This is a genomic window from Oleiphilus sp. HI0125, from assembly GCF_001635355.1.
The window spans coordinates 1-4,516 of the sequence record NZ_LWGF01000620.1 but is presented as its reverse complement, the minus strand read 5'-3'; the positions used below and the strand labels follow the sequence as shown (position 1 = coordinate 4,516).

The window sequence follows — 4,516 nt, the reverse complement described above, 5'->3', positions numbered from 1 at the left end:
GAGACAAGATTTACAGCAAGAATTGATCTAGATAACGCATCGGATATATTGAACAGATGCTTATTACTTTTACCAAAATCAATAAACCACCATTCGTGTAAAACTTTTCGACAGTTTGAGAACTACGTTTTTTAGTGCTCTTAAACTATTGCTTTGTGGATTTTGTTGCCGGCATTTCCGTTTAGCTTATTCGTTAAAACAAGAAATAAAAACATGATCAAAAGTAGTACACTGCGCAACCAGACAAAACGGTAAACGAGGATAACGTGCAAGATATTTATATCATCCATGAAAATGAAGAGTGGGTCGTACCACTTCGCGCTGCATTTGCTGAGCACGGTGTTGAAGCCAAAGAATGGTTTTTAAACCAAGGCGTCATTAACCTTAATGGAACACCGCCTGAAGGCATTTACTACAATCGCATGAGTGCGTCCTCGCATACACGTGGGAATCGCTATGCACCAGAGTTAACACGGCTTACCTTAAATTGGCTTACATTGCATAACCGCGAGATCATAAATGGTCCAAGAGCGATATACTATGAAGTGGACAAGTTTTCTCAATACTGTGCATTGCAAAAGCATGGTATCAAAACGCCGCTTACCCATGCCGTAGTCGGTAAAGAAAACCTGATACAGGCAGCGACAGACTTCGATCAAATCCCGTTTATTATTAAGCCTAATCGCGGCGGTAAAGGCTTAGGCGTAAAACTCATTCATAGCATCTCTGACTTAGAAAACTTTATTGAAAGTGATGACTATGAAGAACCCTTGGATGGAACATGGTTGATCCAAGAGTACATAAAGTCAGACCAAACCTTTATTGTTCGTGCTGAATTTGTAGGAGCGAAATTCTTATACACGGTCAAAGTCAAAACTGATGGAGGCTTTGAACTATGTCCGGCGGATGTATGTGATATTTCTGATGCGTTTTGTCCAACCAGCGCCCCTGAGAACAAGTTTGAATTGATAGATACCTTCGATAATCACGCCCTAATGAATCAGCTCGAAACATTCTTAAGCAAAGAAGAAATTGATATTGCAGGGATAGAATTTATTCAGAACGAAATCGGTGATTTATTGGTTTACGATATCAACACCAATACAAACTATAATCATGATGCTGAAAAACGCGCGGGTATCGATCAAAGTGGTATGCAAGCCATTGCAAGCCTGCTCATAGACAAAGCCAAATAAGTCTTCATGTGCATTTATGCCTGCAAGATTATCGACGCAGGCATACCTTCATTCAGACAAGCTTAGCAAGCATCGTCCTCTCTCATGACAACCAGTTCTTGCCCATTAAGTACTTTGACTACCATGGGCCGACAGCACACCTGACAGTCTTCAGTGTATTCGGAGTCTGAATCCATAACGTCTAGCAGTAATTGAATCGGTTCGCCGCAATACGGACAGTAAGTATTCTGCTCTTCCAATGGGTTCATTAATTACTCTCCAATGGTATGCGTCCAGGTTCAATAAATGCTTTATGCACGCGTTTCGTTCCTACAAGCTCAAACAAGTCACCATTAAAGCCTGTCATCTGGCGGGGCACCTTAGCTTGCTTAGCAACCTTTGCGTTAGCAGCAAGATGCAGCTGCTCACCATGCGTTGGAATGACGAGAGAAGGCTGCACCCATCCGTATAAATCAAGCAAATCTTGCTCACTTGGGTGACCACTCGCATGAATCGTTCTAGATGTGTTGTACTTCGTAATCACGGATATCTTTTTCTGTTCCAATTGCTCGATCAAACGATGAATATGCTCTTCATTCCCTGGAATCACAATAGAGCTAAATATCACAGAATCACCCTCTTCCAGCTCAAGATCTCGGAATTGATTCCTTGCCAGTCGTGATAGTGCCGCACGCGGCTCGCCTTGACTGCCTGTCGCGATGATCAATATTTCTTCTGACGGCAAATACCCGATCTGATGCGGAGAATACAACAAGCCATCAAGCTCGCTAGGCCAGTAACCAGCAGCTTTTGCGTGACGATGCATGGTATGAAGAGATCTCCCCAATAAGGCAACATAGCGTCCGGTATCTTTGGCAACCTTAAATAGCGTTATTAAGCGCGCGATGTTACTTCCGAAACACGTCACCAACACTCTACCCGACTGCTCACTGACGTGATCAAATAAGCCTTGATAACATGCGCCCTCGGAAACACTTCTACCAGAACGGTCAGCGTTGGTAGAGTCGCAAACCATTGCAGCAATGTTCTCACTCGCTAATTGCTTAAAAGGTAGCGGGTCAAAGGGCTTGCCTACGACAGGATCAAAATCGATTTTCCAATCACCGGTATGAAAAACTGACCCTACTCTGGTTCTGATCATAAGACTATATGACTCAGGCATTGAGTGCGTTAATGCCAACCACTGAACCTCGAATGGGCCAATCTGCTCTGTCGAACCGTCATCGACGATATGAACAGGTATATCTAATTCTTTGCGCGACTCCGCTAATTTATGACGCAAACATAGGGCGGTGAATCGAGTTGTATACACTGGACATTTGAATCGAGACCATAGATCGACCAACGCTCCGAGATGATCCTCATGCGCATGTGTGATTACGATGCCTGCTAAGGCATCAGCACGCTGTGCAATAAAACTTGGGTCTGCACTTATTCTGTCGAACTTCTTTGTAAGCGCGTCTTCGTCATTCTGCGGATTATTGGCATGAATCGCACTGAGACTCTCGCTAAAACTTACGCCGCAATCAACCATTAACCACGCATCATCATGACTGTAGAGATTCATGTTCATGCCAATTTCTCCAGTTCCACCTAAAGGTAAGTACCAAAATTGGCGATGATTAGCCGCGTATGAATTAGAAATAATCGACTCCTATTTGCAGTTGAGGGTAAGACAAATCACGATTAGGGGGTCTTACGAATCAGACCCTTAGAAAGTTCATGCCTAAGCAATATAGAGAAAGTATAAAAGCTAATTAGCAGTATGAGGAAAAATGTTAGACATATGTCTGAAGACGCGCTCAGCTCGACCACCTTCCGTGATTCTCAAAAATATTCTAGTGTTAGCTCAGTAAGAGTACTCAGATAACTAGATAATTTCTAAGATGTTGAGCTAGCGTTAACTTTACCCAAAAGAATAAACTTAACGCTGCAAGATTTGCCACAGCACTCTCCACCTGATACCTTCACAAGATTAATAATCTGAAATTATCTGGTCCCCTATGAAATCAACTAAACTATTTTCGAACTTGTTGCTTTATATTTTTGTAGCAAGCTTTACATTGATGGGTTGCAGTAGTGGCGGCAATAGCCCGAATGGCAAACGTGTTGTTAGCCTTGAAATTTCTGGAGACAATGAAATAGCCGCTAACTTTAGCACTCAACTTAAAGTCACTGCAATTTACAACGACAAAACTTCAAAAGACGTCACCTCAATAGCAACATGGAGTCAGTCTGGCGAGACGGGGATCATTCAAGTATTGCCCGAAGGCATTGTTGAGGGCCTGGCAACAGGATCTGCAACGGTTACCGTCCGTTATGACGATTCACAAAGCGTGACTAGTGCTAACTTCACAATGAACGTGAACGATTCTAGTGTGACCGGGCTCTTTATTACGCCGATTGTTGACATATTAGGCAGCCCTTACAGGATCCCTAATGGTACGTTTATCAGTGTCGCGGGCCTGGCGAATTTTTCAGACGGTAGACAATTGGTCGATATTACTCGAGACCTCTCTTGGACGGTCGATCAGAGCAATATTGTCACGGTCGAGCCTAAGGATTTTGAGGTTAAACTGACGGGCCAATCTTTGGGGGTTACTACTTTAACTGTGGATGTCAGTGATCCCAGTCAATCAGCACAAACGAATGTGGCCGTGCAACAAATTTTGACGGTTACCGATGCCGTGCTCACCGAGTTATTGATTTCACCAAGCTCTCTTAGCTTACCCAAAGCGATCAATCAACAGCTATCGGTTGCAGGTGTCTACTCGGATAATTCGATCTTAATTGATATCCCTGAAGTAAGCTGGTCGGTTGAAGATGATCGCATTGCTCGCATCTCAGAAGACGGCTTGTTAAGCACATACCTAGATGGCCAAACCAAAGTATTAGTGAGCTTGGATTTGATTCAAGCTGAGGCTGAATTGGTAGTCAATGATGCCACAGTAGAGTCCCTTGTCGTCTCACCAGCTGAGGCTTCTATCGTTGAGGGCAGCAAAATAGATTATAACGCCACGGTAACTTTCTCAGACGGAACCGAAGCCGATTACACTGAAAAGGTCGATTGGTATAGCTCCAATAGCAGCGTAGCCGAGGTATATAATGGCAATACTATAAGAGGCCTGCATGAGGGCCAAGCCGAGATCTTTGCTGTGTTGAAAGTGTCTAGCTCAGCAGACACAAATGAGGTGCTTCAATCTAATCCCAGTGGGCGTCTAGACGTTTTTGAGGCTAGAATCACAGACATCGACGTTGAGACCGTTGACGGCAACCCAGACTTGCCGATGATTGTCTCGAAATCTGAAAGCCTAGTACCG

The 4,516-nt window shown here is 43.8% G+C and carries 4 protein-coding genes; 2 read left to right on the top strand and 2 right to left on the bottom strand.

Annotated elements, in window-relative coordinates; translation table 11 throughout:
* Positions 1-266: 266 nt before the first annotated feature.
* Positions 267-1,196, top strand: a complete 930-nt coding sequence (locus tag A3762_RS07995; RefSeq protein ID WP_068754827.1) for a RimK family alpha-L-glutamate ligase — start codon at positions 267-269, stop codon at positions 1,194-1,196.
* Between the two features lie 62 nt (positions 1,197-1,258).
* On the opposite strand, the gene A3762_RS25765 is transcribed toward A3762_RS07995, so the two are convergent.
* Both A3762_RS25765 and A3762_RS07990 read right to left on the bottom strand, forming a co-directional pair.
* Entirely contained in the window at positions 1,259-1,444 is a 186-nt protein-coding gene (locus A3762_RS25765) for a CPXCG motif-containing cysteine-rich protein (RefSeq protein WP_082868933.1), read from the bottom strand.
* On the bottom strand, positions 1,444-2,763 hold the full coding sequence (locus tag A3762_RS07990) for a ribonuclease J (RefSeq protein WP_068754829.1): 1,320 nt from the start codon (positions 2,761-2,763) through the stop codon (positions 1,444-1,446). The genes A3762_RS25765 and A3762_RS07990 overlap by 1 nt, the downstream gene beginning before the upstream one ends.
* Positions 2,764-3,199: 436 nt before the next feature.
* On the opposite strand from A3762_RS07990, the gene A3762_RS07985 reads away from it, so the two are divergent.
* A partial coding sequence (locus A3762_RS07985) for an Ig-like domain-containing protein (RefSeq protein ID WP_156493337.1) occupies positions 3,200-4,516 on the top strand: 1,317 nt, incomplete at its 3' end.

Bases quoted from the DNA above. Each gene is read 5' to 3' on its own strand.
- A3762_RS25765 (WP_082868933.1), bottom strand. From the start codon at position 1,444: ATGAACCCATTGGAAGAGCAGAATACTTACTGTCCGTATTGCGGCGAA.
- A3762_RS07990 (WP_068754829.1), bottom strand. From the start codon at position 2,763: ATGAATCTCTACAGTCATGATGATGCGTGGTTAATGGTTGATTGCGGC.